This window comes from uncultured Barnesiella sp., from assembly GCF_946496565.1.
In the GTDB taxonomy this organism is placed as follows: domain Bacteria; phylum Bacteroidota; class Bacteroidia; order Bacteroidales; family Barnesiellaceae; genus Barnesiella; species Barnesiella merdigallinarum.
In genome coordinates this window covers 1-26,991 of the sequence record NZ_CAMMHD010000015.1, presented here as the reverse complement: position 1 = coordinate 26,991, position 26,991 = coordinate 1, and the positions used below count along the sequence as shown (strand labels likewise).

The 26,991-nt window shown below is 57.9% G+C and carries 20 protein-coding genes; 8 read left to right on the top strand and 12 right to left on the bottom strand.

From position 1 onward, the window contains the following. Positions 1-12: 12 nt before the first annotated feature. Positions 13-1,317 (top strand): threonine synthase, encoded by a 1,305-nt coding sequence (gene thrC / locus Q1K76_RS08960; RefSeq protein ID WP_300132692.1) that lies wholly within the window; start codon positions 13-15, stop codon positions 1,315-1,317. A gap of 115 nt (positions 1,318-1,432) precedes the next feature. Here the strand turns inward: thrC and Q1K76_RS08955 are convergent, their stop codons facing one another. After that, positions 1,433-2,719, bottom strand: coding sequence for an O-acetylhomoserine aminocarboxypropyltransferase/cysteine synthase family protein (locus Q1K76_RS08955; RefSeq protein ID WP_258327132.1), 1,287 nt, complete (start codon positions 2,717-2,719; stop codon positions 1,433-1,435). 178 nt (positions 2,720-2,897) lie between these two features. Between Q1K76_RS08955 and Q1K76_RS08950 the strand changes: the two genes are divergently transcribed. Further along, positions 2,898-3,359: an Lrp/AsnC family transcriptional regulator gene (locus tag Q1K76_RS08950; protein WP_258327131.1), complete on the top strand. Its 462-nt coding sequence runs from the start codon at positions 2,898-2,900 to the stop codon at positions 3,357-3,359. A 54-nt stretch (positions 3,360-3,413) separates the two neighbouring features. Here Q1K76_RS08950 and Q1K76_RS08945 read toward each other — a convergent pair whose 3' ends face one another. Together Q1K76_RS08945 and Q1K76_RS08940 are read right to left on the bottom strand one after the other, a co-directional pair. Beyond that, positions 3,414-5,249, bottom strand: a complete 1,836-nt coding sequence (locus tag Q1K76_RS08945; RefSeq protein WP_300132691.1) for a DNA polymerase III subunit gamma/tau — start codon at positions 5,247-5,249, stop codon at positions 3,414-3,416. Positions 5,250-5,391: 142 nt separating this feature from the next. Then, entirely contained in the window at positions 5,392-5,874 is a 483-nt protein-coding gene (locus Q1K76_RS08940) for a cytidine deaminase (protein WP_258327129.1), read from the bottom strand. Positions 5,875-6,062: 188 nt separating this feature from the next. Between Q1K76_RS08940 and Q1K76_RS08935 the strand changes: the two genes are divergently transcribed. Continuing rightward, entirely contained in the window at positions 6,063-6,962 is a 900-nt protein-coding gene (locus tag Q1K76_RS08935) for a glucosaminidase domain-containing protein (protein WP_087408823.1), read from the top strand. A gap of 195 nt (positions 6,963-7,157) precedes the next feature. On the opposite strand, the gene Q1K76_RS08930 is transcribed toward Q1K76_RS08935, so the two are convergent. Both Q1K76_RS08930 and Q1K76_RS08925 read right to left on the bottom strand, forming a co-directional pair. Then, complete coding sequence (locus Q1K76_RS08930) at positions 7,158-9,125, bottom strand: OmpA family protein (protein ID WP_258327127.1); 1,968 nt, start codon at positions 9,123-9,125, stop codon at positions 7,158-7,160. A gap of 129 nt (positions 9,126-9,254) precedes the next feature. Beyond that, on the bottom strand, positions 9,255-10,475 hold the full coding sequence (locus tag Q1K76_RS08925; protein ID WP_300132771.1) for an S-adenosylmethionine:tRNA ribosyltransferase-isomerase: 1,221 nt from the start codon (positions 10,473-10,475) through the stop codon (positions 9,255-9,257). 111 nt (positions 10,476-10,586) lie between these two features. On the opposite strand from Q1K76_RS08925, the gene Q1K76_RS08920 reads away from it, so the two are divergent. Further along, positions 10,587-11,651, top strand: a complete 1,065-nt coding sequence (locus Q1K76_RS08920) for a DUF2027 domain-containing protein (RefSeq protein WP_300132688.1) — start codon at positions 10,587-10,589, stop codon at positions 11,649-11,651. 38 nt (positions 11,652-11,689) lie between these two features. Next, the gene (locus Q1K76_RS08915; RefSeq protein WP_300132685.1) at positions 11,690-12,076 is read left to right on the top strand and encodes a hypothetical protein; all 387 of its coding nucleotides are present in this window, start codon (positions 11,690-11,692) and stop codon (positions 12,074-12,076) included. 96 nt (positions 12,077-12,172) lie between these two features. On the opposite strand, the gene Q1K76_RS08910 is transcribed toward Q1K76_RS08915, so the two are convergent. The 4 genes from Q1K76_RS08910 to Q1K76_RS08895 all read right to left on the bottom strand — a co-directional run bounded on the left by Q1K76_RS08910 (position 12,173) and on the right by Q1K76_RS08895 (position 17,896). Next, a complete protein-coding gene (locus Q1K76_RS08910) occupies positions 12,173-14,935 on the bottom strand; it encodes a TonB-dependent receptor (protein ID WP_300132682.1) in 2,763 nt (920 codons plus the stop codon). A gap of 285 nt (positions 14,936-15,220) precedes the next feature. Then, entirely contained in the window at positions 15,221-16,597 is a 1,377-nt protein-coding gene (locus Q1K76_RS08905) for a glycosyltransferase family 39 protein (protein ID WP_300132679.1), read from the bottom strand. 4 nt (positions 16,598-16,601) lie between these two features. Continuing rightward, positions 16,602-17,168, bottom strand: a complete 567-nt coding sequence (locus Q1K76_RS08900) for a hypothetical protein (RefSeq protein ID WP_298663322.1) — start codon at positions 17,166-17,168, stop codon at positions 16,602-16,604. Further along, entirely contained in the window at positions 17,165-17,896 is a 732-nt protein-coding gene (locus Q1K76_RS08895) for a glycosyltransferase family 2 protein (RefSeq protein ID WP_300132677.1), read from the bottom strand. The genes Q1K76_RS08900 and Q1K76_RS08895 overlap by 4 nt, the downstream gene beginning before the upstream one ends. Before the next feature lie 272 nt (positions 17,897-18,168). Here Q1K76_RS08895 and Q1K76_RS08890 point away from each other — a divergent pair, with 272 nt between their 5' ends. Beyond that, positions 18,169-19,995: an ABC transporter ATP-binding protein gene (locus Q1K76_RS08890; RefSeq protein ID WP_087408701.1), complete on the top strand. Its 1,827-nt coding sequence runs from the start codon at positions 18,169-18,171 to the stop codon at positions 19,993-19,995. Between the two features lie 120 nt (positions 19,996-20,115). On the opposite strand, the gene Q1K76_RS08885 is transcribed toward Q1K76_RS08890, so the two are convergent. The 3 genes from Q1K76_RS08885 to Q1K76_RS08875 all read right to left on the bottom strand — a co-directional run bounded on the left by Q1K76_RS08885 (position 20,116) and on the right by Q1K76_RS08875 (position 25,200). Next, positions 20,116-21,261, bottom strand: coding sequence for a PepSY domain-containing protein (locus tag Q1K76_RS08885; protein WP_300132675.1), 1,146 nt, complete (start codon positions 21,259-21,261; stop codon positions 20,116-20,118). A gap of 88 nt (positions 21,262-21,349) precedes the next feature. Then, on the bottom strand, positions 21,350-22,825 hold the full coding sequence (locus Q1K76_RS08880) for a DUF4374 domain-containing protein (RefSeq protein ID WP_300132673.1): 1,476 nt from the start codon (positions 22,823-22,825) through the stop codon (positions 21,350-21,352). Between the two features lie 47 nt (positions 22,826-22,872). Next, complete coding sequence (locus Q1K76_RS08875) at positions 22,873-25,200, bottom strand: TonB-dependent receptor (RefSeq protein ID WP_300132769.1); 2,328 nt, start codon at positions 25,198-25,200, stop codon at positions 22,873-22,875. 342 nt (positions 25,201-25,542) lie between these two features. Between Q1K76_RS08875 and Q1K76_RS08870 the strand changes: the two genes are divergently transcribed. Together Q1K76_RS08870 and Q1K76_RS08865 are read left to right on the top strand one after the other, a co-directional pair. Continuing rightward, complete coding sequence (locus Q1K76_RS08870; protein ID WP_258328046.1) at positions 25,543-25,947, top strand: hypothetical protein; 405 nt, start codon at positions 25,543-25,545, stop codon at positions 25,945-25,947. Positions 25,948-26,115: 168 nt separating this feature from the next. Continuing rightward, entirely contained in the window at positions 26,116-26,649 is a 534-nt protein-coding gene (locus Q1K76_RS08865) for a hypothetical protein (protein ID WP_300132671.1), read from the top strand. Positions 26,650-26,991: the final 342 nt, after the last annotated feature.

The window sequence follows — 26,991 nt, the reverse complement described above, 5'->3', positions numbered from 1 at the left end:
GAGAAAGACACTATGCTATATTACAGTACCAACAAAAAAACTTCGCCGGTCTCTCTCCACGATGCCGTGGTCAGGGGACTGGCTGCCGATAAAGGGCTCTTCATGCCCGAGGTGATTCGCCGGTTTCCCCCGGCCTTTTACCAAAACATGAAGGAGATGACGCTTCGCGAAATCTCGTTTGTGGTGGCCGAAGCCTTCTTCGGCGAGGATGTCGAGGCCGACAAGCTGCAAGAGATCGTATTCGACGCCCTCAACTTCGATATTCCCCTGGTGCGGGTGGCCGACAACCGGTACAGTCTGGAGCTCTTCCACGGCCCCACGCTGGCCTTCAAGGATGTGGGGGCCCGCTTCATGGCACGTCTGCTCGGCTACTTCAACCGGCAGGAGAAACGGCAGGTCAATGTGCTGGTCGCCACCTCGGGCGATACGGGCAGTGCCGTGGCCAACGGTTTCCTCGACGTGCCCGGCGTGAAGGTCTTCGTGCTCTATCCGCAGGGCAAGGTGAGTGAGATACAGGAGAAACAGTTCACCACACTGGGCCACAACATCACCGCCCTGGAGGTGAGCGGCACCTTCGACGACTGTCAGGCGCTGGTGAAGAGTGCCTTCATGGACCCCGAGCTGAACGAGAAACTCTACCTCACCTCGGCCAACTCCATCAACGTGGCCCGCTTCCTGCCCCAGGCCTTCTACTACTTCTATGCCTATGCCCAGTTGTGCGGCATGGTCGAGCACCCCGAGCAGGTGGTGTTCAGCGTGCCCAGCGGCAACTTCGGCAACCTCACTGCCGGACTCATAGCCAAACGCATGGGGCTCCCCGTGAAGCGTTTCATCGCCGCCAACAACCGCAACGACGTATTCCTGCAATACTTGCGCACGGGCTCGTATGACCCGCGCCCCTCGATTGCCACCATCGCCAACGCCATGGATGTGGGCGACCCCAGCAACTTTGCCCGCATACTCGACCTTTACGGCCATTCGCACGAGGCCATCTGTGCCGACATCAGCGGCGTAAGCTATACCGACGACGAGATACGCCGCACTATGCGCGACACCTTCCGTCGCGAGCAATACCTGCTCGATCCCCACGGTGCCTGCGGTTACCAGGCCTTGGTCGATGGCTTGCAACCTGGCGAAATAGGCATCTGCCTCGAAACCGCTTCGCCCGCCAAGTTCCTCGATACCGTGAGCGACGCCGTAGGCGAGACGATTGCCATGCCCGAGAAGCTGCGCAAATTCATGCAGGGCGAGAAACAGAGCATCCTGATGCCTGTCGGCTTCAACGCCTTCAAGCACTTCCTGCTCAACCAGCAGTGACCGGGCTTGTCATACCGGGCCTGGCTGGGTATCCAGAAAAAATATTCGATTTTGAAAGTAAAAGGGTGTACCCAATGAGGGCACACCCTTATTTTGTGTGTAGTGCCGTTTGTGTTTATACCCGGTCGAGAGCCTGCGAGAGGTCGGCGATGAGGTCGTCGACATGCTCGGTGCCGATCGAGAGGCGTATGGTGCCGGGGTAGATGGCCTGTTCGGCCTTCTCCTGGTCGGTCAGTTGGGCGTGGGTGGTCGATGCCGGGTGGATGACCAGCGATTTCACGTCAGCCACGTTGGCCAGTAGCGAGAAGATTTCGAGGCTGTCGATGAATCGGTGTGCTTCGGCTTCGCCCCCCTTGATTTCGAAGGTGAATATCGAGCCTGCCCCGTGGGGGAAGTAGCGCTCGTAGAGGGCGTGGTCGGGGTGGTCGGGCAGAGCCGGGTGGTTGACCTTTTTTACCTTGGGGTGATGGGCCAGAAAATCGACTATGCGCAGGGCATTCTCGACGTGGCGTTCGACACGCAGCGAGAGGGTCTCGAGCCCTTGCAGCAGCAGGAAGGCGTTGAAGGGGCTGATGGCAGCGCCGGTGTCGCGCAGAATCACGGCCCGGATGCGGGTGACGTAGGCGGCGGCTCCGGCCACGTCGGTAAATCGGGAGCCGTGGTAGCTGGGGTCGGGTTCGCTCAGTTGGGGAAATTTGCCCGAGGCGGCCCAGTCGAAGCGGCCCGAGTCGACGATGATACCGCCCAGCGAGGTGCCGTGGCCGCCGATGAACTTGGTGGCCGAGTGTACCACGATGTCGGCCCCGTGTTCGATGGGGCGGATGAGGTAGGGGGTACCGAAGGTGTTGTCGATGACGAGCGGGATGCGGTGGCGGTGAGCTATCTCGGCCACGGCGTCGATGTCGATGATGCCCGAGTTGGGGTTGCCCAGCGTCTCGATGAAGACCGCCTTGGTGTTGGGTTGTATGGCCCGCTCGAAGTTCGAGAGGTCGGACGGGTCGACGAAGGTGGTGGTCACGCCGTAGGCGGGGAGTGTGTGGTCGAGCAGGTTGTAGGTGCCCCCGTAGATGGTGTTGGCGGCGACAATGTGGTCGCCGGCGACGGCCAGATTCTGAATGGCATAGGTGACGGCGGCAGCTCCCGAGGCGACGGCCAGGGCGGCGACACCCCCCTCGAGTGCGGCGATGCGTCGCTCGAGTACGTCTTGGGTAGGATTGCCCAGACGGCCGTAGATGTTGCCCGGCTCCTTCAGGTCGAAGCGTGCGGCGGCGTGGGCCGAGTCGGCAAATACATACGAGGTGGTCTGGTAGATGGGTACGGCCCGTGCGTCGGTGGCCGGGTCGGGTTGCTCTTGTCCCACGTGGAGTTGGAGCGTTTCGAAATGCAGTTTCTTCGGGTCCATATTCGGTTCTGTTTTTTATCGGTTGGTATAAATGTTTGTCCTATGCAAAGCTATGATTTCTGGAAATATCGAACAAGTAAATTCGGAAATATGGAAAATATATCTATATTTGTCCGCCGATTAAGAATAAACCTCATGTTCAACAGCCCGGGAGCAACGGCCCGGAGAATAGCATTCTATGGAGATACTGGATAAAACAGACTTGCAGATTTTGCGGGTCTTGCAAAGCAACTCGCGCCTTACCACCAAGGAGTTGGCGGCGCAGGTAAACCTGTCACCCACGCCGGTTTTCGAGCGGGTGAAGCGGCTCGAGGCCAACGGATACATCAAGAAGTATGTGGCGGTGCTCGATCCGGCGAAACTCAACCGGGGATTCGTGGTCTTCTGCAGCGTGAAGCTGCGTCGGCTCAACCGCGACATTGCCCTCGAGTTTACCCGCATCGTGCGCGAGATTCCCGAGGTGACCGAGTGCTACAACATCTCGGGCGACTACGACTATCTGCTCAAGATTCATGCCCCCGACATGAAATATTATCAGGAGTTCATCCTCAACGTGTTGGGCACCATCGACAGCATGGGGTCGCTCATGAGTACCTTTGTGATGGACGAGGTGAAACACGAGTACGGTATCCCCCTGTGACGGGGCGGTGCGGTTGTCCGGTTGGGGCAGGGGATGTGAAACGTCCCGGCGGCATCAGGCGATTTCGAGGTCGAAGGTGTCGTAGAAGTTTTTGATGTCGGGGTTCTTCTCGATCATCTTCATCAGTACGTCTTTGGGGCTGAAGATAATCTCTTTCTCACCGGGCTGGTTGACACGCAGTTGCATGGAAAACTGGTTGTTCTTCAGTGATTTCTGCAAAAAGGTCATCAGCTCGTAGAGGTGTTCGTTGATGACGTTGACCTGGATTTGCGAGTCGACCGACACGACAAACGTGCGGGGGTCGGTCAGCTTGGGCAGGCAACTCTTCATGGTGTTGACCAGCACCACCTCGGTAGGGATGGTTTGGGTATAGGCGAGCCAGGCCGCATTGAGCGCCTCTTCGGTAAAGGGGGTGTCGAGCACCTCCTGCTGTACCGTGGGAGCCTGTTGCTCCGGGGCCGCCTCGACCGGTTTCTGGTGAATGGAGATGCGTGCCGGGGCCGCCTTTTTCGTCGGGTTGGGTTGTGCCGGCGCCATTGGTTTGTGGGCCGGGGCTGTGGGGCGTATGGTCGAGGCCCGATAGGTGGCCTGCGGTTCCGACGTCTGTGCTGCCGGAGCTTGTGCCTGTGCCGGATTGGGCCGGGGTTGTTGCTGTTGCGGCTGTTGCGGCACGGCCTGTACCTGGGGGAGCGGCTGAGCCGGGGCTTGAGCCTGATGCGGTTGTGCGGCCGGTGCACTGCCCGGAGAGGCCGAGGTAATCTTTTGCAACGGCGGTTCCTGAGGTGGGACGCTGACCGGGTGAAGAATCTGGCAGATTTGTATCAGGGTCAGCTCCACCAGGAACTGCTTGTTGTTGCTTATGCGGTAGTCGAGGTCGCAGCGGTTGCTCAGCTCCATGGCCCGGTAGAGGAAGGCGAGCGGGCACTTCTGAGCCTGTTCGCCATAGCGTTGGGCCACCGAGGCACTCACCTCGAGCAGGGGTAGCGTGGTGGGCTCTTTGCATACCAGCAGGTCGCGCAGGTGGCGGCTGAGACCGCCGACGAAGAACTGCCCCTCGAAGCCGTGGTCGCGCACCTCCTTGAAAATCATGAGTGCTTGCGGCACGTTGCCCTGCAGGAAGGCATCGACCAACCGGAAGTAGTATTCGTAGTCGAGTATGTTGAGGTTGTCGATTACCGCCTTGTAGGTGATGTGCCCGCCCGAGAAGCTCACCACCTGGTCGAATACCGAGAGGGCGTCGCGCATACCGCCGTCGGCCTTTTGGGCGATGACGTTGAGCGCTTCGGGTTCGGCGGTGATGCCCTCTTGCGAAGCGACATATTGCAGGTGTTCGGCGATGTCGGCCGTGGTGATGCGCTGGAAGTCGTAGACCTGGCAGCGCGACAGGATGGTGGGGAGAATCTTGTGTTTCTCGGTCGTGGCCAGGATGAAGATGGCGTGGTGGGGCGGCTCCTCGAGGGTCTTCAGAAATGCGTTGAAGGCCGCCGTCGAGAGCATGTGCACCTCGTCGATGATGAAGACCTTGTATTGCCCGATTTGAGGCGGTATGCGCACCTGGTCGATGAGGACGCGGATGTCGTCGACCGAGTTGTTCGATGCGGCGTCGAGCTCGATGATGTTGTAGGAACGCTGTTCGTTGAAGGCGCGGCACGACTCACATTCGTTGCAGGCTTCGCCCGACTCGGTGGGGTGGAAGCAGTTGATTGTCTTGGCAAAGATGCGGGCACACGAGGTCTTGCCTACACCGCGGGGCCCGCAGAAGAGGTAGGCATGGGCCAGTTTTTTCGAGTCGATGGCGTTTTTGAGGGTCTGGGTAAGTGCTTTCTGACCTACCACCGACCGGAAGGTCGAGGGCCTGTATTTCCGTGCCGAAACAATATAGTCGTCCATATCGTGTTTTAAAGTTCTGTTCTATGTTTCTTTACCTTGTGCGGCCAACTGCCGGGCCTGTCGTGCACGGGCAGGAGGGGGCGCGCTGCCGAGCCGCCGCCTTTTTTTGAACCCTACAAATATACACTTTTTTGCGCGGTTTCTATTCGGGCAAGTCGCTTTTCCCGAAGCAGAGGGGGAGCAGGCTGCGAATGGACTCGACGATATAGACCTCGTCGGTGCCGTAGAGATAGATGCGTATGGGGTAGCGGTAGCGCTCTTCGGTCTCGAGTATCACCTGGCGGCAGGCCCCGCAGGGAGCCGTGGGGTGCTCGATGAACTTTCCGCCCGTCTGTGCGGCGATGGCCAGCGCCTCGACCGCGCGGTCGGGGTATTGCGAGTTGGCATAGAAGAGGGTGGTGCGTTCGGCGCAGGTCCCCGAGGGGTAGGCGGCATTCTCCTGATTGCTGCCCGATACCAGCACTCCACCGGCCAGACGCACGGCAGCCCCTACCTGGAAACGGGAGTAGGGCGCATAGGAGCGGTTGGAGGCCTCTTTGGCGGCGTCGATCAATTTTTTCTCAGCTTCGGTGAGCTCTTCATACGAGCAAACCATTATCTTTGTGGTGATATTCCTGTTTTCCATAACTCTCATTAAGCGGGTTTACGGGTGTCTACTTCTGCAAAAACAGCGGGAGGCGGGTACAGTGACCCAGGAAATCGGGTTTCTCGACTTGGGCTGTGCCGTACCGCATCCTCTCTTCGTGGAACAAAGATAAGGAAATTTTTGAGAACAGGAATTTTTATCGTCCATTTTTAGAATTTAGATTCATGATGAAATTCAGATACGTCGTTGTCGTTCTTCTCCTCGTTCTTACGTTGGAGCCGCTCTCGGCCCAGCGCAAAAACAAAGCCTATCTCGACTATATCGAGCAATACAAATCGATTGCCATCAAGCATCAGAAACTGTATGGCATACCGGCCAGCATCACGTTGGCCCAGGGGCTGCTCGAGTCGGGGGCCGGCCGCAGCGAACTGGCCCGCAAGTCGAACAACCACTTCGGCATCAAGTGCCACAGCGACTGGAAGGGGAAGCGGGTCTATCATGACGACGACCGCAAGGACGACTGTTTCCGCAAATACGACTCGCCCGAAGACTCCTATGAAGACCACGCCAAGTTTTTGAAGCGGGCCCGCTATGCCTCGCTCTTCGAGCTGAAGGTGACCGACTACCGAGGTTGGGCCAAGGGGCTGAAGGCGTGCGGCTATGCCACCGACCGGTCGTATGCCAACAAGCTGATACAGACCATCGAACTCTATGAACTCTACGAATATGACCGCCCGAAGTTCAAGCCGATACGGGCGCAAGACCTGCCGCCGGTCGTGGTGGAGAATCCGCATGCGGTCTATCGTTCGTGGGGGTTGCTCTATGTCGAGGCCCGCGACGGCGACACGCTCGAGTCGATAGCCCAGGAGTTCGGCTTCTCGGCCAAGAAGCTGGCCGGGTATAACGAGATACCCCGCGACTATCCGCTGGAAGCGGGCGACATCGTCTACCTCGAGAAGAAAAAGAAGAAGGCCGAGAAGGGGTACGACTACGCCGTGGTGCGTTCGGGCGACTCAATGCACTCGATTGCCCAGCGTTACGGCATCCGCCTGAAGAACCTCTACAAGATGAACAAGTTGCCCGACGATTATATTCCCTCGGTGGGCGATACCTTGAAGCTGCGGTAGGGGTGGCGCTTCGCCGTCGCTCCGCGCCCCGTGAGGGGCCGGTTGCAGGCTGAACGGCGGCAGGTGCACGCTCGGCGTCACCTGCCACTCCATATTCTTAATCCTTAGAATTTAGTTCCAGTGTGCGACCCGACTCGATGGCCGCATGGAGAGTTGCATGCACCCCTTCACCTCAAATGCCCTTTCGATGCAGAATCAATAGAGGTTCCAGGTAATCGAGAGCACCTGGAATTCGGTGCGCCGGTTTATCTGGTTGGCAATCTCCTGGTCTTCGGGCGAGAGCTTGGTGATGTACTCCTCGGTGAGCACGTCGCCCTCCTTGAATTGCGGGTATTGCGTGGCCAGCTTCTTGGTGATGACCTTGGGCTGGCTTTCGCCGTAGCCCTTGGGTTGCAGACGGCGGGGGTCGATACCCGCCTTGATGAGGTAGTCGACTACCGACTGGGCGCGCCGTTCCGAGAGGCGCAGGTTGTACTGGTCCTTACCCTTGTAGTCGGTGTGGGCTGCCAGCTCTATCGACACGTTGGGGTTGTCGTCGAGCATCTTCACCAGTTCGTTGAGCGAGGTCTCCGACTCGGGCCGCAGGGTGGCGCGGTCGAAATCGTAGAAGATGTTTTCGATGAGAATAGGCTTGCTGATGGAGGCGAGCACGAAGTTGACGCCATACTCGGCATCCTTCTCTTCGGCATCGGAGATAAACTCCTGCTTCGAGTTGAGGTATCCGCGACAGGAGGCCAGCATCACGTAGTGCACGCCGCGGTCGAGCTTGAAGCGGAAGCTGCCGTCCTTGCGGGCATACTCCTTTTGATTCGAGCCGTCGTTGCCCACGATGCGGATGATGGCGTCGGGCACCGGCTCGTCGTCCTTGTCGATGACCGTTCCGCTTATCCACACGCGTATCGAGGGGAGCTCGAAGCTGTAGATGTTGTCGTAGCCCCGGCCGTCGCCTCGGTTGGACGAGAAGAAGCCGGTCTCCTCCTCGCCGAAGGTGATGCCGAAGTCGTCGGCCGACGAGTTGATGGGGTATTTCATGTTTTCGATTTGCCACATGCCCGAAGCGTTCATGCGGGCGCGGAAGATGTCGAGGCCGCCCATGCCCGGGTGACCGTCGGAGGCAAAGTAGAGGTCGCCGTTGTCGCGGATGTAGGGGAACATCTCGTCGCCCGGGGTGTTGATTTGTACACCCAGATTCTCGAGCGACCCCTCCTTGTCGGTGAGCGAGATGCGCCACAGGTCTTTCCCCCCGTATCCGCCCGGCATGTCGGAGACGAAGTAGAGGTATTCGCCGTCGGGCGATACGGCCGGCTGGCCGAAGGCCGAGAGGGTGTCGGCGGTGATTTCGTATTTTTGCGGCGGGCTCCACTGAGCACCCGTACGGGTAGAGGTGTAGATCTCGACCGAGGTGTCGGCGTTGGGCTCGCGACGGGCTTTGCTCAGGTACATGGTGGTACCGTCGGGGCTGAAGCTGACGATGCCCTCGTCTTCGTCGGTATTGACGTCGCCCTCGATGGGTTCGGGTTTCTGCCAGGCCCCCTGCTCGTCTTTCTTTGAGAAGTAGATGTCGCAGTTCTTGGTACCGGTGATGCCGCTTTTGTTTTTGCCCAGAGCCTTTTCGGTCGACGAGGTGAAGTAGAGCTGGTCGTAGTCTTTCCCCAGATACATGGGGGCGAAGTCGCTGCGGCGCGAGTTGAGTATCGTCGCCTTCTTCACCACATAGCGGGTAGGCGTCTCTTTCCACTGGACGGCCAGGTTGCAGCCCCGTATGCCGTTTTTGGCCAGGGAGCTCTGCGGATTGGTCTCGAGATAGGCCTGGTAGTTCTTGATGGCATCCTTGTATTTCCCCTCGAACTGCTGGCTGCGGGCCAGGTAGAAGAGGGCCATGCTGTCGGGATAGTCGTATCGGATGGCGTTTTGGTAGGCGGCCGAGCTGCGGGCCGCCATGTTGATGCGGCGGTAGCACTCGCCCATCTTGAAGGCCACCTCGCCGCGCAGCTTGCGCTCCTTGCGGGGGTTGGTCTTGCTGTATACCTTGCGGTAGGTCTGGGCGGCATCGTAAAATTCGCCCCGGGCGTATTGCTCGTTGGCAACGCTTAGTTTTGCCCCCGAGCACGACGCCAACACGCCGGCCATAGCCAATCCCCAGAATACTGCCTTTATCTTCATCTTTTCTCCTTGCGGGCGACGACAAGGCCCGAGCGGACGACCGTGTCCCGCCCTGCCTTTCGTGTGTACCGATACTATTATAGTATACGTTTTTTTTGCCGTTTTATTGTGTGGCCGCCGGGGCGAATGTCAGGGGAGCAGCAGCGAGCTGTCGCCGTAGCTGAGGAACCGGAAACCGTGGGCCAGGGCGTAGTCGTAGATTTCGCGCCAACGTCCGTCGACAAAGGCCGAGACGAGCAGGAGCAGCGTGCTCTGCGGCTGGTGGAAGTTGGTGACCATGCCCTGCACGATGTGGTAGTGATAACCCGGGGCGATGATAATCTGGGTGGCGGTGACGAGGCGCGTCATGCCGTGGCGGTCGAGGTAGTCGACGATGTGGTGCAGGGCTTCGCGCGAGTCGATGTCGGGACTGCCGTCGTAGGGTTGCCACTGGCTCACGACGAGGTCGTGCGGCTCGGCATCGGGGTTGGCGGCCAGCATCTTGCCTATGTAGTAGAGGCTTTCGAGCGTACGCACCGAGGTGGTGCCCACGGCTACCACGCGGCGGTCGGTGCGGGCCAGGGTGTCGATGAGGTCGCGGCTTACCGAGATGTACTCGGTGTGCATCTCGTGCCCCTCGAGGGTCTCGCTCTTCACCGGCTTGAAGGTGCCGGCGCCTACGTGCAGGGTGAGTTCGAGCTCGGGTATCCCCTTGGCCCGGATGGCCTCCAGCACCTCGGGGGTGAAGTGCAGCCCGGCGGTGGGGGCGGCTACCGACCCTTCGATTTTGGAGTAGACGGTCTGGTAGGTGGTCTTGTCGCTCTCTTCGGTCTCGCGGTTGAGGTAGGGGGGGATAGGCAGTTCGCCGGCATGGTCGAGCAGGGCGGCGAAGGTGACCTCGGGGTTGTCCCACGAGAAGCGCACTTCGCAGGCATTGCCGTGAGGCAGGCCCCGCTCGGCGGTGAAGTGTACCCGCTTGCCGTCAATCTCGACCTCCTGCGTGAGGGGGCCGCTCTTCCACTTCTTGGCGTTGCCGATGAGGCAGAGCCACGAGCACGAGCGGGTCGACTGGAACGAGAGGGCGTACTCGTGCGGCTCGAGGGGTTCGAGACAGAAGACCTCGATGAGGGCGCCGGTCTCCTTGCGGAAGTGCAGGCGGGCCTGTATCACCCGGGTGTTGTTGAAGACCAGCAGGCTGTCGGGGGGCAGTACCCGGGGCAGGTCGTAGAAGTGGTGTTCCTCGATGGCTCCCTGGCGGTAGACCAGCAGTTTGGAGTGGTCGCGTTGCGGGAGGGGAAACTTGGCGATGCGTTCGTCGGGCAGCGGATAATTGAAATCCTCGATGCGAATATCTTGTGTTTTTTGCATAATCTGTTTTGAATATCGTGCAAAAATAAGCAACTTTGCCGAATATAGCACGGTTCGCCACGACGAAATCGCAAGTCGCCGGCGAATCGCGAGACTCTTTAAAATGATGATATTATGGTAAAAGTTGGCGACAGAGTACGCTACCTCAACGCCGTAGGAGGCGGGGTAGTGGTGAAAATAGTGAAAGATATAGCCTATGTCGATGAAGATGGTTTCGAAACCCCGGTACTGGCCCGGGAGTGTGTGGTGGTAGAACCGGCCGAACCGGCCCGCAAGAGTGCCCCGGTACCCGCCTCGAAGGTGGTGGAGTTGCCGCCGGTCGAGAAGGGGATGGCTTCTAAAGCTGCCGACAAGGAGGACGAGCTCGCTGTCGAGGAGCGCCCCGAAGGCGAGAAGCTGAATATCACTCTGGCCTATATCCCTGACGAGAGCAAGCACCTGAACACCACCCGTTTCTCGTGCTACCTGGTGAACGACAGCAACTACTATCTCTACTTTGCCTACCTGAGCCGCGACGACGAGGGATGGCGCACCCGCTATGCCGGGGTGGTAGAGCCCAACATACAGCTGCTGCTCGAGGAGTTCGGGCAGGAGGATGTCAATGCCCTCGAGCGCATCGGCTTCCAGTACATCGCCTTCAAGAAAGACAAGCACTTTGCCTTGAAGAGCCCGGTGGCCGTCGAGTACCGGCTCGACACTACCAAGTTCTACAAACTGCATACCTTCCGCGAGAGCCTCTATTTCGACGAGCCGTCGTGGTGCATCGACCTGGTGAAGAACGATGTGCCCATGCGACCCATGGTGCTCGACGCTACCGATCTGGAGCGGGCCATGAAGATGAAGAAACAGGTCGACACTCCGGTGCGCAAACCGGTGACCCGGCACGACGACAAGCCCGGCATCGTCGAGGTAGACTTGCACGCCTCGGCTCTGCTCGACACGACGGCCGGACTCTCCAATTCGGACATCCTCAACTATCAGCTCGACAAGGTGCGCGAGACGCTCGACCAGTATCGGTATGCCAAGGGACGCAAGATTGTCTTTATCCACGGCAAGGGCGAGGGTGTGCTGCGCAATGCGCTGCTCAAGGAGATACGCGACAAGTACAAGAACTGCACCTGCCAGGATGCCTCGTTCCGCGAATATGGTTTCGGGGCCACGATGGTGACCGTGCATTGAGAGGGGTTTGAATTGTAAATCGTTGATAATAACGGGATATGAAAAGAATACTCTTTTTGTCTGTCGCGCTTTGTTTCACAGCCTTGTGCAGCATGGCGCAGACCTGCCGCATTTACGCCGCATTCGTCTATTCGGAAGACAAGGTGAGAATCAATTATGGAACCGAGAAGAAATACGAGCCTTTGAAGGATGAAGCCGGGAGGGAACTGCGCTTTTTCTCTTTCCCGGGTGCGCTGAACTATCTGTCGAGACAAGGTTGGCGGCTGGAGGGGAATTTTACGGAAGTAAGCGGCTCTTCGGGTGGATTCAAGGGCAATAACTGGGGTAGAACCTCGAGCGAAACTACTTATATTATTAGTAAGGAGGTCTCGGAAGAGGAGGCTAAAGCGTTGTTTGAACAAGTAGTCAAAGAGGTGAAAGAATAGCGATAGAGGGTATGCCGATATGTATCTGATAGAAACAAAAAAGGAGAGGGCTTCGGCTCTCTCCTTTTTTTGTTATTGATTGGATTTTCAGTCTCATCAGAAGGGCCGGTGTCCACCGGGACCGCCCGGGGGAGGGCCGGGATGGCCGTAGCCGCGGGGGCCACCGGGGCCCATGTCGGGGCGTTTGTCGCCGAAGGTGTTGAAGCGGTAGGTGAAGGTCAACAGACCGTAGGTGTTGAGGGTGTTGTACTCCACATCCTGAATGTAGTTACCCGTGACGGTACGGCGTATGCTGTTGCGCTGTCCCAGGATGTCGTAGATCTTGAGGGCGATGGTGGCGTTTTTGCCTTTGAGGAACTGGTAGGAGGCTTGAGCGTTCCAGATCCAGCTCTCGGTGTTGTATCCGGCCGAGTATCCCGACATGCCGTTGTAGGTGAGGTCGGTACCCAGGGTGATGGACCAGGGCAGGTATCCGCTCAGGTTGAGGGTGCCGCCGTAGTTGTGGGTGCTCTGGTCTTTCTGGTTCTGCATGCTGTTGGTGGCGAGCGCATACCGATAGTTGCCGCGCAACTCGACATCGAAGTAGTCCGATCGGAAGGCGATGCCCAGATTTTCGGCGGCATTGAACGAACCGGCATCGTTGCGCATGCCGTTGTTGTAGCCCACGTTGTTGTTGTAGCTGAGGCGGCTGAAGCTGTTGAGCTGCCAGTGCTTGTTGCGGAAGGGGGTGTTGAACATCAACATACCCGAGGCGTTCCACACGCCGTTTACGTTGCGGTAGGTGGTGGTCTGTCCGCCGGTGGTGGCATCGTAGGTGGTTTCGGAGATGATGCTGTTGGTGGTGAATCCGCCGAAGAGCATGGCCATGATGGCCCGTTGGGTAGCCTGGTCGTAGTCGTTGAAGCGCACGCGCAGCGTGTTTTTGAACGAGGGTTTCAGGGTGGGGTTACCGATAACGACACGCAGCGGGTCGGAGACGTCGGCCACGGGTTGCAACTGCGCCATGGTCGGTTGCGACGATGAGCCCCGGTAGTCGATGCGCAGCGAGGTCTGTTTACCCATCTTGTAGCGGTAGCGCAGGTAGGGAGCTACGTTGAATACGGTGCGCTTGGGTATGTTTCGGTTGCTGTTGATGCGGTCGATCGATTGCGACGACGACGGCTCTACGGCCACACCCACGTCGTAGGTATAGGTGGGTTTCACCTGCTTGAATCCCACCTGGGCCCGGTGCATGTAGTAGTTGTTGCGGAAGCTGTTGCTCAGGTCGTCGTTGCGCAAGGTATCGAGCGGTAGGGCCGTGAGCGGGTCGGTAAATACGTCGTAGGTATATTTGTCGGCGTTGTTGAAGTTGGCCTGGAAGCGGTACGAGAAGGTGAGGAACCGTCCTTTCGATACGTCGCCCAGCGGTTCGGTCCAGGTGAGTCGGGCTCCGTAGCCGTTGCTCCAGGTGTGGTCGTCGTCTATCTGGTCGAGGGTGCTGTCGGTGGCCAGCTGGTAGTATTTGTAGAGGGCTTTGGTCCAGCCGTCCTCTTTCGTGTCGCTGAACTTGTATTCGGCCTGGATACTGAACGACCGGCCGGGACGCGAGAGGAACTTGTGGTTGTAGATGAGTTCGCCCGAGAGGTCGTAGCCGGTACCCTTGTTGAAGTTGTCGCTTTCGCTGAAGTTGACTTTGCTGCGGGCCAGGTCGCCGGCGGTGGTGAGGGCCGAGTCGTAGCTGTCGGAGCGGGAGAGGGCCACGGCAAACTTGGGTCGGAACTCGAGGGTGTTGAGCGAGTCGATTTCCCAGTGGATACGGAAGTTACCGCGGATGTTCTGTCCGTGGTCGTTCATCTTGTTGTGTCCGCTGTAATAGGATGTACTGTCGGCAAAGAGGTTTTGGCGCTCGGTGCGTTGCAGCACGTTGCGGTTGCTGTTGTTGTAGCTCACGTCGCCGCCCACGCGGAACTCCTCGCCCTTGCCCACGTTGAAGTTGACTCCCACGTTGTGGCTGGTGTTGATGCCGTTCATGCCGCCGAATCGGCGGAAGCGGCTGCCGCCCAGGTCGGTGAATCCCATGTTGTTGGTGTTGTTCGACCCGGCGAGGATAGTTATCTGGTTGTCGCCGAAGAAGCGGTTGATCATGGCTCCGGCTTCGTAGCGTCCGTCGAGGCCGTAACCGCCCGAGACGTTGCCGAACCAGCCGTGCTTCATCCCCTTCTTGATGGTGAGGTTGATGACGGTCTCCTCTTCGCCGTCGTCGACACCGGTCAGACGGGCGAGGTCGGACTTACGGTCGACCACCTGCAGCTTCTCGATGATGTCGACCGGCAGGTTTTTGGTGGCTATCTTGGGGTCGTCGGAGAAGAACTCCTTGCCATCGACCAGAATCTTGGTAATCTCTTTGCCGGCGTGGGTGATTTTGCCCTCGCTGTCGACCTCGACACCCGGCAGTTTCTTCAACAGGTCTTCCACGACCGAGTTGGGTTGGGTTTTATAGGAGTCGGCATTGAATTCGACGGTATCTTCTTTCACCACCACCTCGGGAGCTTTCCCCACGACAACGGCCTCTTGCAGCAGAATGTCGTTGCTCTCGAGCAGAACCGACCCCAGATTGCGGCGGGGCTGCCCGGCGGTGAGCCGCACCGGTTCGTAGGTGGTCTTGTAGCCCAGGAACGAGAAGGCGGCCAGGTAGTTGCCGGCCTTGTTGACCGTGAGGGTGAAGGTGCCGTTGTCTTTGCTCGACACGCTGGTGACAAAGGAGCTGTCGCGAGCCGCAAGCAGCCGGATGCTCACCTGCGGGAGCGGAGAATCGTCGGTCTTGTCTTTTACAGTGCCCGAAATGGTAAACTGACCCCAGGCACTCTGGGCTGTCAGCAAGCAAGAAATACAAGCAAACAGGATAAAAATACCTCTTTTATACATCTTAAAAAAATCCAATCTATTGATCACTTCGATTTCAATGCTTATAAGACCCCGACATCTTGTCAAGGTTTAAATGCTCCCACTGTCTTTTTGCATTTTTTTAGAGAGCGATTGTTTTTACCTGTCAATTTTCTCTAAAAACCGACCACCACGGACCGTGGGTTGTCCGTGGGGCGTTAGTCTCTTGTCTCTTGTCTCGAGGAGGAACATCCCTCCCCGCTATCTGGCACTTGGCTTATCTTATTTCAACGACAGGTATCGCTCGATGTATTCGGAGCCCGTCCGGGCGATTCGGGTGGTGGCTATGAAATACCAGCACATGGGTACGAAGCAGAAAAAGAATCGCTTGGACGAGTAGGCCAGCACGTTCTGTATCGAGTCCCACACGTAGTCGACGTGGTAGATGACCAGCCCGTAGAAGAGTAGACTCAGGAGAATCATGCCCAGCAGGGGCAGGTTGTCGCGGCTCTTGACCATGAACCAGAGGTTGGCGATGAAGAAGAGGGCAAATGCCGGGAAGGTCCAGCCGTAGTAGAGCGGTGCGGCGAAGAGGTCCCAGAAGCCCTTGACGATGAGGCCGGCCTTCTCGCCGTCCCAGAAGAGGCGGGTGATGGCCATCCCCTCGGTGTAGAGTCCGCCCACCTTCATGTAGACAAACCAGATGACGGCCGGGAGCAGGGCCAGGCCGGTGAAGTACCACCCCTTGCGATAGCTCTTGCGGCGGATGCAGTCGATGAGCAGCACGATGCAGGCGGCACCGATGAAGACGATGCCCTCGTTGCGGCACCACATGTTGGCCCCCAGGAGCAAGGCTCCGGCATAGAGTTCGTGGTCGTGGCGGCTGCGCAGCCAACTGGCGGTATAGGCGATGCCCAGCGAGGCGAATATGGCCTGCATGACGTTGGTGGCCGAGAGCGACGAGAAGGCGAGCATCTCGGGAGCCATCATCATGAAGAGGGTGGCCAGGGCGGCCAGGGTCTTGCCCGTGTTGCGCCGCAGGATGCCGTAGAAGGCAACGACGAAGAAGAGATACATGAGGGCCGGGATGGCCTTGGAGGTCTCGGCTCCCAGCAGGTAGACGTAGGCGTAGCTCAGTTGCACGAAGGGGGCATAGGCTATGCTGCCGCCCGCCCGGTGTATCGAGGGGTTGTAGTCGGCGTCGAAGAGGCTCATGCGCATGTAGGTGTGGTCGTGGGCGGCCACGAAGCCCAGAGTGTCGAAGGCGGCGAGGCTGTCGCGGTCGCTGGGCGGGAAGAAGATGCACTTCGAGAAATTCATATATTCGCAGTAGCCGATGAGGAGGAGCAGCAGCACCCACACCAGGTTGGCCTGTCGCCAGTCGTCGAGCATGGCCGGGGTGAGGCGCAGGCTGTCGATGCCGCGGTAACGCCACACGACAAACAGCAGCAGGGCGAAAAGGAGGAGTCCGCCCAGCAGCACCGAGGAGGCCGTGAGGGGGATGTGCAGCAAATCGAGCAGAGCCATGATGATGGTTTGCAGGGTCATTCCCAAGGGGAACGAAAGGCCGATGCGTTCGGTCCACGAAAACCGCGAGCCGACGAGCGCAGTCAGCAAAATGCCGTTGAGGCAGGTAAGTATGATTCCGAGTGTGAGCATGGCATTACGGTTTGGGGTGAACGGGAAGTACGATGTGAGGCACCTTCTTGGGTACCTCGTAGCCGAGATATTCGTAGCCTATGCCGTTGACGATGGCTACATGGGTAATCTTTTGGCTCCAGGGGGTTACACCCAGTTCCGAGGGGATGATGACCCGGCGAGGGTAGAGGAAACGGGTGGCCCACAGTTTGTTGTAGGGCTCGCCCGAGAAGATGCGTTCCTGCCCCTCGGGGTAGAAGGCCTCTTTGCCCGGCAGCAGGATGACGGCATCGGGCGGGGTGTTCTCCTTGAGGTAGCGCAGGTAGACGTGCGAGAGGCCCAACTTCATCTCGTACCGTTCGTCGGTAGTGGTTTGGGCATAGTGTTGAGCCACCTCGAGGTTGCCCTTGAGCATGTTGTAGGCCCAGTTGTATCCCGGCTGCAGGCCGAGTACGAGTTTGTTCAGCAAGAAGGCGACAACGACCACGGCCAGCAGATTCTTGACCACCCAGGCGGCGGTGATTCCCGTCTTGGCGGCGGTGTCGTTTTTGCGAACCGGTTGCTTTTTGGAGGATGCGGTCCTGTTTTTCATTGTACGTTTTTTTTCCAGAAACGGTATTTCAGCAAGGTGCCGATAGCCTTCAGTCCATCTCTCAGGCGCAGCTTCTTTCCCTCCTCGATCGAGCGGGGGTAGTAGCGGATAGGCACCTCTTTTATCTTGTAGCCCAGGCGCGAGACTTTGGCCGTCACCTCGGGGCAAAATTCAAAACCTTTGCAGTCGAGCGGAATCGACTTGAGCAGCCCGGCGTCGAACATCTTGTAGCAGGTGGGCTCGTCGGTAATGCGCTGGTCGTAGAGCAGGTTGGTCATCACCGACAGGAACTTGCCGCCCAGCTGGTAGCTGAAGTAGGTGTGCGAGTTCTCCTCGGCCAGGAAGCGCGAGCCGTATACCACCCGGTATTGGCCCGAGAGCAGGTGCGGCAGCATCCGGGCGAAGTCGTTGGGGTCGAGCTCGAGATCGGCATCCTGCATCACCACATAGTTGCCGGTAACCGCCTGTATGCCTGTGCGCACGGCCATGCCCTTGCCCTGGTTGCGGTCGTGCACGAGGTAGGTGATGGGGGCCTGGGGGTGAGCGGCGATGAAGGATTGTACGATGCGTCCGGTCGAGTCGGTCGAACAGTCGTTCACGACAATCAGTTCCCGGTCGATACCTTCGCCCAGGTCGGCGTCGAGTACGCGTTGCAACAGTTCAGCAATAGTCTTCTCTTCGTTATATGCCGGAATGATAATTGATAATGTGTGACACGTCTGATTCATAACTTGCTATCGGCTAAAAAGATAATGCCGCTTTTCCGCTTCGGGTGCAAAAGTAGAACAATAATTTTGGCTATGCAAGCATTTGCGGCGAAAGTATGGGGTTTGACGGGACCTCGAGAGGTGTGGCCGGAAGAGAAAACCGTTGTCGGAGAGGACGGGGCGGGCGGCCCGGTAAAACTTTTTCGGGCGCCGGCTTCGGTCGTGAATGTAATTATACTATCTTTGCAGCGATAAATCGCCCGGCCATTCTCCCGGGTTCTAACAAGCTATATATGAAAGATTTTTTTTCTATTCTTCGGCGGTTTGTACCACCCTATAAATATTACCTTGTTCTCAATATCTTTTTCAACATACTGGCGTCGATACTGACGCTCTTCTCCTTTGCGCTCATCATCCCTATTCTGGAGATTCTTTTCAAGCTCAAGCAGGCTACCTATACCTTCATGCCGTGGGGGTCGGCTTCGCTCAAGGATGTGGCGGTCAATAATTTCTATTATTACATTACGAACATAATCAATGAGCAGGGAGCCGGTTTTGCACTGCTCATCCTGGGGGTGTTCCTCATGGTGATGACCTTCTTCAAGACGACAGCCACCTATCTGAGTTCGCACTTCATGATTCCGTTGCGGTCGGGCATCGTGCGCGATATACGCAACTATGTGTACGAGAAAGTAGTGAGTCTGCCCATCGGCTTCTTTACCAGTGAGAAGAAGGGCGATGTGATGGCGCGCATGTCGGGCGATGTGGGCGAAATCGAAAACTCGATCATGGCCTCGCTCGACATGATGTTCAAAAACCCCATCATGATTCTCGTCTGCCTGGGCACGATGTTTGCCATCAGCTGGCAACTCACGGTCTTTGTGCTCATTCTGCTGCCCACGGCCGGTTACATCATGGGTCAGGTGGGCAAGAAGCTCAAACGCCGTTCGCTCGAGGGGCAGAACCAGTGGGGACAGCTGATGTCGATTATCGAAGAGACCCTGGGCGGCTTGCGCATCATCAAGGCCTTTAATGCCGAGGCCAAGATGATCAAGTGGTTCCACGCCGAGAACAACGTCTTCTACAAAATATCGAACCGCATCAACCGCCGGCAGGCGCTGGCTCACCCCATGAGCGAGTTCCTGGGTACCTGCACCATCTGCATCGTGCTGTGGTATGGCGGTTCGCTCATCCTCTCGGGCACGAGCAGCATCGACGCCGCTTCGTTCATCTATTATCTGGTTATCTTTTACAGCATCATCAACCCCGCCAAGGATCTGTCGAAGGCGGCCTACTCGATACAGAAGGGTTTGGCCTCGATGGTGCGGGTCGACCTGATTCTCTCGGCCGTGAACCCGATACAGGACCCCGAGAAGCCGGTCGAACTGACCGACATGAAAGAGGGCATCGAATATCGCGACGTGTCGTTCCGCTACAATACCGAGAATGTGGTGAAGCATGTCAACCTCACCATCAAGAAGGGGCAGACTGTGGCGCTGGTGGGGCAGTCGGGTTCGGGCAAGTCGACCATGGCCGACCTCTTGCCGCGCTTCTACGACGTGAACGAGGGGGGCATCTACATCGACGGTGTCAATATCAAGAACTTCAGGGTGCACGACCTGCGGGGGCTGATGGGTAACGTGAACCAGGAGGCCATCCTCTTCAACGACTCGTTCTACAACAACATTACATTCGGCGTCGAAGATGCCACCATGGAGCAGGTAATCGAGGCGGCCAAGATTGCCAATGCCCACGAATTTATCATGGCTACCGAGGATGGTTACAACACCTGCATCGGCGACCGGGGCAGCCGCTTGTCGGGCGGCCAGCGTCAGCGGGTGAGCATCGCCCGGGCCATCCTGAAGAACCCGCCCATCCTGATTCTCGACGAGGCTACGTCGGCCCTCGATACCGAGTCGGAACGGCTCGTGCAGGAGGCGCTCGAGAACCTCATGCGCAACCGTACCACGCTGGTGATTGCCCACCGCCTCTCGACCATCAAGGATGCCGACCTCATCTGCGTGATGCACGAGGGCGAAATCGTGGAGCGGGGCCGTCACGACGAACTGATAAAACTCGACCGCTACTACAAGCGGTTGGTCGACATGCAGAAGTTCTAAGGAGCATGTGATACAAGCATAAAAAAAGCACCGCGTTCCCGCGGTGCTTTTTTTATGTGTGGGCTTGGGAGCCGACGGTTCGAGGATTGAGAGGCGGCCGGGTCGTGTGGCCGGTTGCGGTCAATGAACTGCCCGGTTGTGGCGTTTGCGGTAAAGGCGCTTGATCCACAGGTAGTATCCCGTGAGGGGCAGCGTGGCCCCCAACAGAGCGGCCAGGAACCAGATGATGCGGGTGAGGTTTCCACCCCAGGCCCCTGTGTGTACCGAGTAGATCCAGCCCCGTATCTTGCCCGAGTTGCCGGTATCTTTGTAGAGCGATGCACCGGTGATCTGGCCCGATTGCGGGTCGAAGGTGTAGCGGTCGGTACCGCGTATGTTGCCGTAGCGGTTGTTCGACACGCTGGCCGTGCCGTCGGTGATTTCGATTTTCAGGCGGTCGGGATTCTCGGCAGCGACTTGGTCGTAGACCTGTTGCCAGCAGGCAAACGGTGTTACCGGGGCGGTGGCTTCGGTCGTTGTGCCCGGTTGAGGGCCTTGTGGGCTCTTCTCTTTAGGAGCAGGACCTTTGGCCGGTGCGGTGGTCTCTACGCCGAACAGGGTATAAAAGGCGTTTTTGTACCAGTCGAACGACCAGGTGAGCCCCGTGAGAGCCATGACCAGAACCAGCAACAGTACATAGATGCCGCCGGCCGCGTGCAGGTCGTGCCAGAAGCAGGTCTTCCCCTTTCGCAGGGCTATCTGTATGCCGTTTTTCAATCCCTTGCGGGAGCGGGGCCACCAGATGACAATACCGCTTAACAAGATGATGACGAAGAGTAGCGTGCTGATGCCGGTAATGCGTTTCCCCCAGAAGATGCCGCCGTCGGCCGGTTGGCTGTCGAGCAGCCAGCGGTGCAGCATAAAGACGGTGCGGAAAAAGGGGGTGCGCTGCGATTGCCCCAGCACCTCGCCGGTATAGGGGTCGATATAGACCGCTGCGCCCTTGGGAGCCGAGAGGTTCACCTGGTAGGAGCGGTCGGGTTGGGGATAGATGGTGACACCGGTTATGGTTGCCCCTTTAGTCAGTTGACTCTCGACCTTCTCGACCAACGTGCCTACGGGAAGGGGTTGTGAGCCGGGGCTCTCTACGTAATAGAGGTGGCGGTTGGTAAGTTGGGTGACTTGATCCTCGAAAACCAATAATGCGCCTGTAAAACAGATGATTGTGATAATGAGACCGAAGGGAACCGCCAACCAAAGGTGGATTTTTCGGAATGTTTTTTTCATGTGTAATTCTCTTTTAGCATGTAAAATTAAAAAGAACCTGCGAGAATAAGGTTCATCGGCAGGCTCTTTTTTTGCTTGTCGGCGGGGGTTATCGTGCTTGCAGTTGTCCTACGCCAGCCACGCTCGTGGCTACGATGGTGAGCCCTTTCGAGGCGGAGGCCGTGGCGGGGTCTATCTTATATACGGTGGGGTAGCCGCTGGTGGTGCTTACCACGACGAAGGCGTGCCCGTTCTCGTCGATGTAGGGGGTGTTGCTCAAGGCACTGATATCGGCGGGGAGGCCCGAGACCTCGCGCAGGGTACCGTCGCCCTGGGTGTCGAAGATGACCAGGCGGTTGGCTGTGCCCTTGAATCCCTGGGCATCGTAGGCCAGCAGCATGAAGTAGTTGCCCCCGATATACCAACTGCGCAGGAAGGCGGCTTCGGTACCATCGGCATTTTTCAAGGCTTTGTAATAGGTGGGGTCGAAATCAATCTCGTCCCACGCGGCGCGGGTGTCGATGCGCACTACGCCGGCCGGCAGGGTGGTTTGCTGGCGGGCATCGCTCATGGTCTTGGCATAGCTGGGCGAGAGCACGTAGAGGTAGCCGTCGTCGGCCTTCCACACCATCTGGTAGTATTGCGAGCGGTTGCGGCCGCAGGCGTAGCTGATCTTATCGCTCTTGATAACCTTGTGCTCGGTGAGCGATTCGTCTTTGAAGAGAGCCACCCAGCACTCGTCGGGGTATTGGGTCCACTGCAGTTCGTTGGCTTTGTAGGAGCCGCTGCCCGAGCCTCCCGACTCGGTCTTGACCAAGTCGTCGTACCCCTCGCGCACATAGCCGTGGGCCCGGCCGTCGACCGTCTGTATGTAGCCCCACTGGCTCAGCCCCATGGGGACGGCGGCCGAGTAGAGGTAGTTGTCCACCTGTTCCAGTCCGGCGAGGGTCACATACTCGCCGTTGCCGAGGAAGTTCTCGGAGCGCAGGCGGATGTCGCCGGCACCGCTCCCGTCGGTAGCCGTCTGGTTACGGGCATCGATGTAGGCGGGGAGGAAGTGTTTGGGGTAGTAGGTTTCGGTGAGGCTCTGGCCGCTCTTGTCGGTGTAGGTGTAGCTTTGGGCATCGATGGTGCCGTTGCCCGACGAGGTGGTCATGATGTAATCGTTGTAGAGGCCGTAGGTGGTGAACCGGCTCAGTCGGTAGGTGCGCGGGTCCTTGGTCATCTCGAAAGCCGTGTTGAGGCTGTACGAGGCGGTTTGCCCGGCCTCACCCTGGTTGTAGTTGAGGGCAAAGAGCGACTGCCCGCCGTAGAATACCCAGTAGGTGGCGCCGTCGTTCTGGGTGCCCTGTACGGTAGGGGTCACCTTGCAGTTGGGGTCGTCGAGGCGGTCGGCGGTGAGCAGCACGTGGGTCGCGTTGTTGCCGGTGCCTACCGTGGCGGCAATCACATAGTTGCCTTTGGCGACTTCGGTCAGGCCGGTGAGCCCGGAAGGGACGGCAGGGCCATCTTCCTGGCACGAGGCGAGCAGCAGGCCCGCGGTCAGAAGTATCGAACTGGTGGGGATGAAGGAGAACTTTTTCATGCGTGTATGATTTTAAGTGAATAATTTTTGTTGTCGGTCTGGGTTGTTCAGTCGCCGAAGTGGACTCGTATCTTGCCATAGAAGGCACGGCCCGCTTTCTGGAGGCTGAAGTTGTCGTAGAGTCGCTCGTCGGTGAAGTTGCGGCACTCCAGCGAGAGGTTGTATCGCCCGTTGTGCAGGCTGTAACTGATTGCAAGGTTGTGCGAGAACTGGTCGGGAATCATGTAGGCGCTGCTGTTGGTCCCTATCACCTCGGAGTTGTAGCAGAAGCTGTGCAGATACTGGTTGTCGTAGGTGAGGGTGAGCAGGTTGCCCTTCCGGCCCATATCGTGCCAATAGAGGTTGATGTCGCTGTCGGCAAACATGTAGGGCACGTTGGCCATGCGGGCCTTGTAGGTGAGGTTGGGGGTGGAGTTGCCGGTGCTGCCTATCTGATACTTCTCCATGTCGCGTATGTCCATGTGCGAGAAGTTGCCGCCGAGGCTCAGCCACCGGGCCAGGCTGTACCGGGCCGAGAGGGTGTAGCCTTTGGTCACCACCTTGCCGTAGTTGGTGTAGGTGGCATTCTCCTTGCCGCCGCTCAGGTCCTGGATGTTGCGCTGTATGTAGTCGCGGGTGTTGCGATAGAGCAGTCCCCCCTCGAGGTAGAACGAGTGGCGGCCCAGGGTGCGGGAGTAGCTGAGGTTGAGGTTGACGTTGTGGCTGTTTTCGGGGCGGAGGTTCACCTGTCCGCTCTCGAGGTCCTCGTCGCCGAACATCTCCTCGATGGTGGGCAGGCGGTAGGCCTTCTCGTAGGAGAGTTTGGCCTGAAGACCGGGCAGCACGAAGCAGGTACCGGCGGCTCCATAGCCGGCCTGTTGCACGGAGCGGTGGACCATGACATAGTCGGTACCCTTGTCGTCGGTCGCCATGGGACCCGATACCCGCTGGTCGTAGTATTTGCCGAAAATCGAGAGGTTCCACCGGTCGGAGGGCATGAGGCGGTAGGAGAGTCCGGCGATGTTTTTGCGGGTATCCTTGGCAAATTCGTTCTCGATTTCGGTGCCGGTGAGCAGCGAAGCATTGGTGCGGTGGAAGAGATTCCACACATTATTAAAAGTGAGGGTATTGGCCTTGTTGAGGCGGTAGTTGAGGGTGAGGGTGGCACTCCAGTTGTCGTTGTAGGCCCGGGCATACTGTTCGCTCTGCTCGCCCCGGCCGTTGGTTTTGCGAATGCGCTCGCCGAACCAGTTGTAGCGGTAGCTGGCGGTATCGATATTGGTGGTGAGGTTGCGGTTGTAGTTGGCCGTGAAGGTGAGGTCGAGCCCCCGGGTGAGGAGGTCGCGCTTGCTGTACTCGAGCGAGGGCATGAGCGAGTGGCCGCGGCGGTGCTTCTCGCCGAAGACGGTGTATTGCCGCACGCCGGTCTGCACCTCTTTGTACATGCGGGAGTAGGTGAAGCCGAGCATGAGGCGGTCGGCCCACGGTTTGCCGGTTACCCCTACCTTGGCCACGGCAGCCTCGTTGTGGTAGGTGTCGTTGAACCGTTTTACCCGAAACACTTCGTCGGTAATGATCGACGAGCCGTCGGCGTTCCACTGCTCCACGTGGTCGGCATCGACCAGGTAGTTGTTGTCGGAGTAGTTTTGGAAGAGGTTGATTTCGTAGGTGAGTCCGTTCTTGAAGCTCTGCCCGAAGTTGACGTGCGACTTGTGGGTATTGAACGAGCCGTAGGAGTAGGCGGCGTCGAGAAACCAGTTGCGCCGCTGCTTGTTGGTAACGATGTTGATAACCCCGCCGATGGCGTCGGTGCCGAAACCTACGGGTACTACCCCCTTGTAGATTTCGATGCGGTCGGCAAAGCTGATGGGGATGTTGTTCAGGCTGAAGGAGCTGCCCACCCCCTCTTGCGGCACCCCGTCGATAAAGACTTTGATGTGTTTGCCGCTGAAGCCGTCGAGCATGAGTTGCATGTCGGAGCCTACGCCACCCGATTCGCGCAGCTTCATGCCGGGGGCCTTGGCCAGGGCGTCGCTCAGGTTCTTGGTCGAGTTGCGCATCTCGCGGGTATCGACCGCCACGGTATTGTAGGCCGAGCGTTGTACCCGGCTCACCCCGGTAGAGACCACGGTTACCTCGGCAAGCTCCTGGTTCTTGGGGGTGAGGGTTACGTTTATTTCGAGGGGCTCGCCCCGTTTCAGCGAGATGCGTTGCTCGAACGGGTCGTACCCGATGGCCGAGACTGTCAGCGTGTAGTCGCCCGCAGGCGCTTTGAGCCGGTAGCGGCCCCGCTCGTTGGTGGTTCCCCCCGATGCACTCCCTTTGAGGTAGACGGTAGCGAAATCGACGGCTTGCTTCTGGCCCGATTCGGTTGTGCTGACTTGTCCCGAGACGATGGCTCCGGCCGGGTGCCCCTCCCGATGGTGGCGGTGCTGCGCCTGGGCCGTAGTCCCGAGGAGTGAAAGCGTGTATACAGAGAGCGCGAGGAGTGTGCTGATTATTGTTCTCATCGAAAAAAGTTTGCTTTAGTAATTCGCTGCAAAATTATATCGACCCCGAAACGTGTACAATCGCATTTTATAGGTATTGTGCGGGTAGCTGCTCCCTATTCTTGGTTGGCGACAGCGGATTTTGTGGCCGGGAGTAGTTGCTTGCAAGAAAGTGAAAATGAGCAAGATACAACGAAAAAGTGTAGAGAATGGGGTGCTAACTCCCGTTTTTTTGTGTATGTTTGCAGCATGAAAGGTTTTGTGAAACATCTGCTCATGGTCTCGCTTGCCCTGATACTGGGGTGGGCCTCGACGCTGTTTTATGTGTCGGAGGCAGAGACGGCATGGGTGCAGAGTAGCGAAACCGAGAGCCCCTATACGCTGACCGACAGTGACAGCCATTCGTACCCGGTGCCCAGTTTTGAGGCCATTGTGCCGGCCGAGCGGGTGGCGGGAATCCATACGGTACGGTTCCCCTCGTCGCCGGTAGCCGAACGGGTAGGGAGTCACACCGCATTCTCTTCGGCGCAGCAGTGCTGCTGCCAACTCATAACCCTTCGTGAAAAGTCAATCAGACACGATTACGAGGGGTATAAGGCCCAGTTGTGTTCACACGGGCATTATCTCTATTCGCTTTGTCAAATGCTTATTTAGCAGGGCGGGCAGGTGTTCCCTGTCCGGATTGCGGAAGCCGGTTGCCGCTTCCGGCTCTCTTGTCGTGCCTGCGTGTGCGGCAGGATGAGGTCGCCGTGCCGTGCCGCGGCGGGGCAGCGCATGACTTTATAAACCAATATTACCCTGACTATTAGCATTGAAACAAAAATGGAAAATAAAGAGAAAGAGACTCATGTGTCTAAATTTGCAGAAAACCCCTATGTAGAAATCAAAAAGAGAGTGTCGATGGCCGGTGTGTGGTCGGTTGTGGTTGCCGTGGTGGCCTTTGGTGCTTCGGCCGTGTTGTCCGACCCGCAGTCGTCGTTGAAACTGTTCCTCATTGTGGTGGGCGTTTGCTTCCTGATCTACGGTCTTATCAAATTGGCCGTGGGCAACAAGGTGGCTGTGTGCCGGGCCAACGGTAAGGTGTTGAAGAAACACGAACTCCTCTTCGAGAGCAGCGAGGTTTCGCGTTTGAAACAGATGGTCGAGAGCGGCAACTTCCAGTCGATAGGTTTGTTGCCTCGTGCCGTAGGTCATAAGGCCGGAGCCAAGCTGACCCTCTTTATCGACGACGACCAGAGCTTTGCTACGGCTCAGGTTTCGGAGTTTATCCCGTTTGATTACGAGCCGGTGATGTCGCCCATGAGCTACGACGGCGATCGGGTGAAAGAGATTGCCGCACTGACCAAAGCCGCATAACTGTTTTACGGCCACGCAAAGAGGGGATTTCGATTTAGTTGTTATGCCATAAAGGGATTGTATAGGAGATACGAAGGTTCTCGTATCGTTATGTGTTTGTTTAATGCCTTCTGTCGGGCTGTCAATAAGACTCCGGGCAGAAGGTATTTTTTTATTTGTTTGGGTTGCCTGCCTTTTGCTGCCTTTATAGTGGGTGATAAGTAGTGCAGGATGCGTCTCGGCCCAGTACAAATGAAAACTTCGTTTTTATTTGCCTCGGCGCTCGACTTTCACTACCTTTACAGAAGGCAGGATGCGTCTCGGCCCAGTACAAATGAAAACTTCGTTTTTATTTGCCTCGGC

Bases quoted from the DNA above. Each gene is read 5' to 3' on its own strand.
- thrC (WP_300132692.1), top strand. From the start codon at position 13: ATGCTATATTACAGTACCAACAAAAAAACTTCGCCGGTCTCTCTCCAC.
- Q1K76_RS08955 (WP_258327132.1), bottom strand. From the start codon at position 2,719: ATGGACCCGAAGAAACTGCATTTCGAAACGCTCCAACTCCACGTGGGA.
- Q1K76_RS08950 (WP_258327131.1), top strand. From the start codon at position 2,898: ATGGAGATACTGGATAAAACAGACTTGCAGATTTTGCGGGTCTTGCAA.
- Q1K76_RS08945 (WP_300132691.1), bottom strand. From the start codon at position 5,249: ATGGACGACTATATTGTTTCGGCACGGAAATACAGGCCCTCGACCTTC.
- Q1K76_RS08940 (WP_258327129.1), bottom strand. From the start codon at position 5,874: ATGGAAAACAGGAATATCACCACAAAGATAATGGTTTGCTCGTATGAA.
- Q1K76_RS08935 (WP_087408823.1), top strand. From the start codon at position 6,063: ATGAAATTCAGATACGTCGTTGTCGTTCTTCTCCTCGTTCTTACGTTG.
- Q1K76_RS08930 (WP_258327127.1), bottom strand. From the start codon at position 9,125: ATGAAGATAAAGGCAGTATTCTGGGGATTGGCTATGGCCGGCGTGTTG.
- Q1K76_RS08920 (WP_300132688.1), top strand. From the start codon at position 10,587: ATGGTAAAAGTTGGCGACAGAGTACGCTACCTCAACGCCGTAGGAGGC.
- Q1K76_RS08915 (WP_300132685.1), top strand. From the start codon at position 11,690: ATGAAAAGAATACTCTTTTTGTCTGTCGCGCTTTGTTTCACAGCCTTG.
- Q1K76_RS08905 (WP_300132679.1), bottom strand. From the start codon at position 16,597: ATGCTCACACTCGGAATCATACTTACCTGCCTCAACGGCATTTTGCTG.
- Q1K76_RS08900 (WP_298663322.1), bottom strand. From the start codon at position 17,168: ATGAAAAACAGGACCGCATCCTCCAAAAAGCAACCGGTTCGCAAAAAC.
- Q1K76_RS08895 (WP_300132677.1), bottom strand. From the start codon at position 17,896: ATGAATCAGACGTGTCACACATTATCAATTATCATTCCGGCATATAAC.
- Q1K76_RS08890 (WP_087408701.1), top strand. From the start codon at position 18,169: ATGAAAGATTTTTTTTCTATTCTTCGGCGGTTTGTACCACCCTATAAA.
- Q1K76_RS08885 (WP_300132675.1), bottom strand. From the start codon at position 21,261: ATGAAAAAAACATTCCGAAAAATCCACCTTTGGTTGGCGGTTCCCTTC.
- Q1K76_RS08880 (WP_300132673.1), bottom strand. From the start codon at position 22,825: ATGAAAAAGTTCTCCTTCATCCCCACCAGTTCGATACTTCTGACCGCG.
- Q1K76_RS08870 (WP_258328046.1), top strand. From the start codon at position 25,543: ATGAAAGGTTTTGTGAAACATCTGCTCATGGTCTCGCTTGCCCTGATA.
- Q1K76_RS08865 (WP_300132671.1), top strand. From the start codon at position 26,116: ATGGAAAATAAAGAGAAAGAGACTCATGTGTCTAAATTTGCAGAAAAC.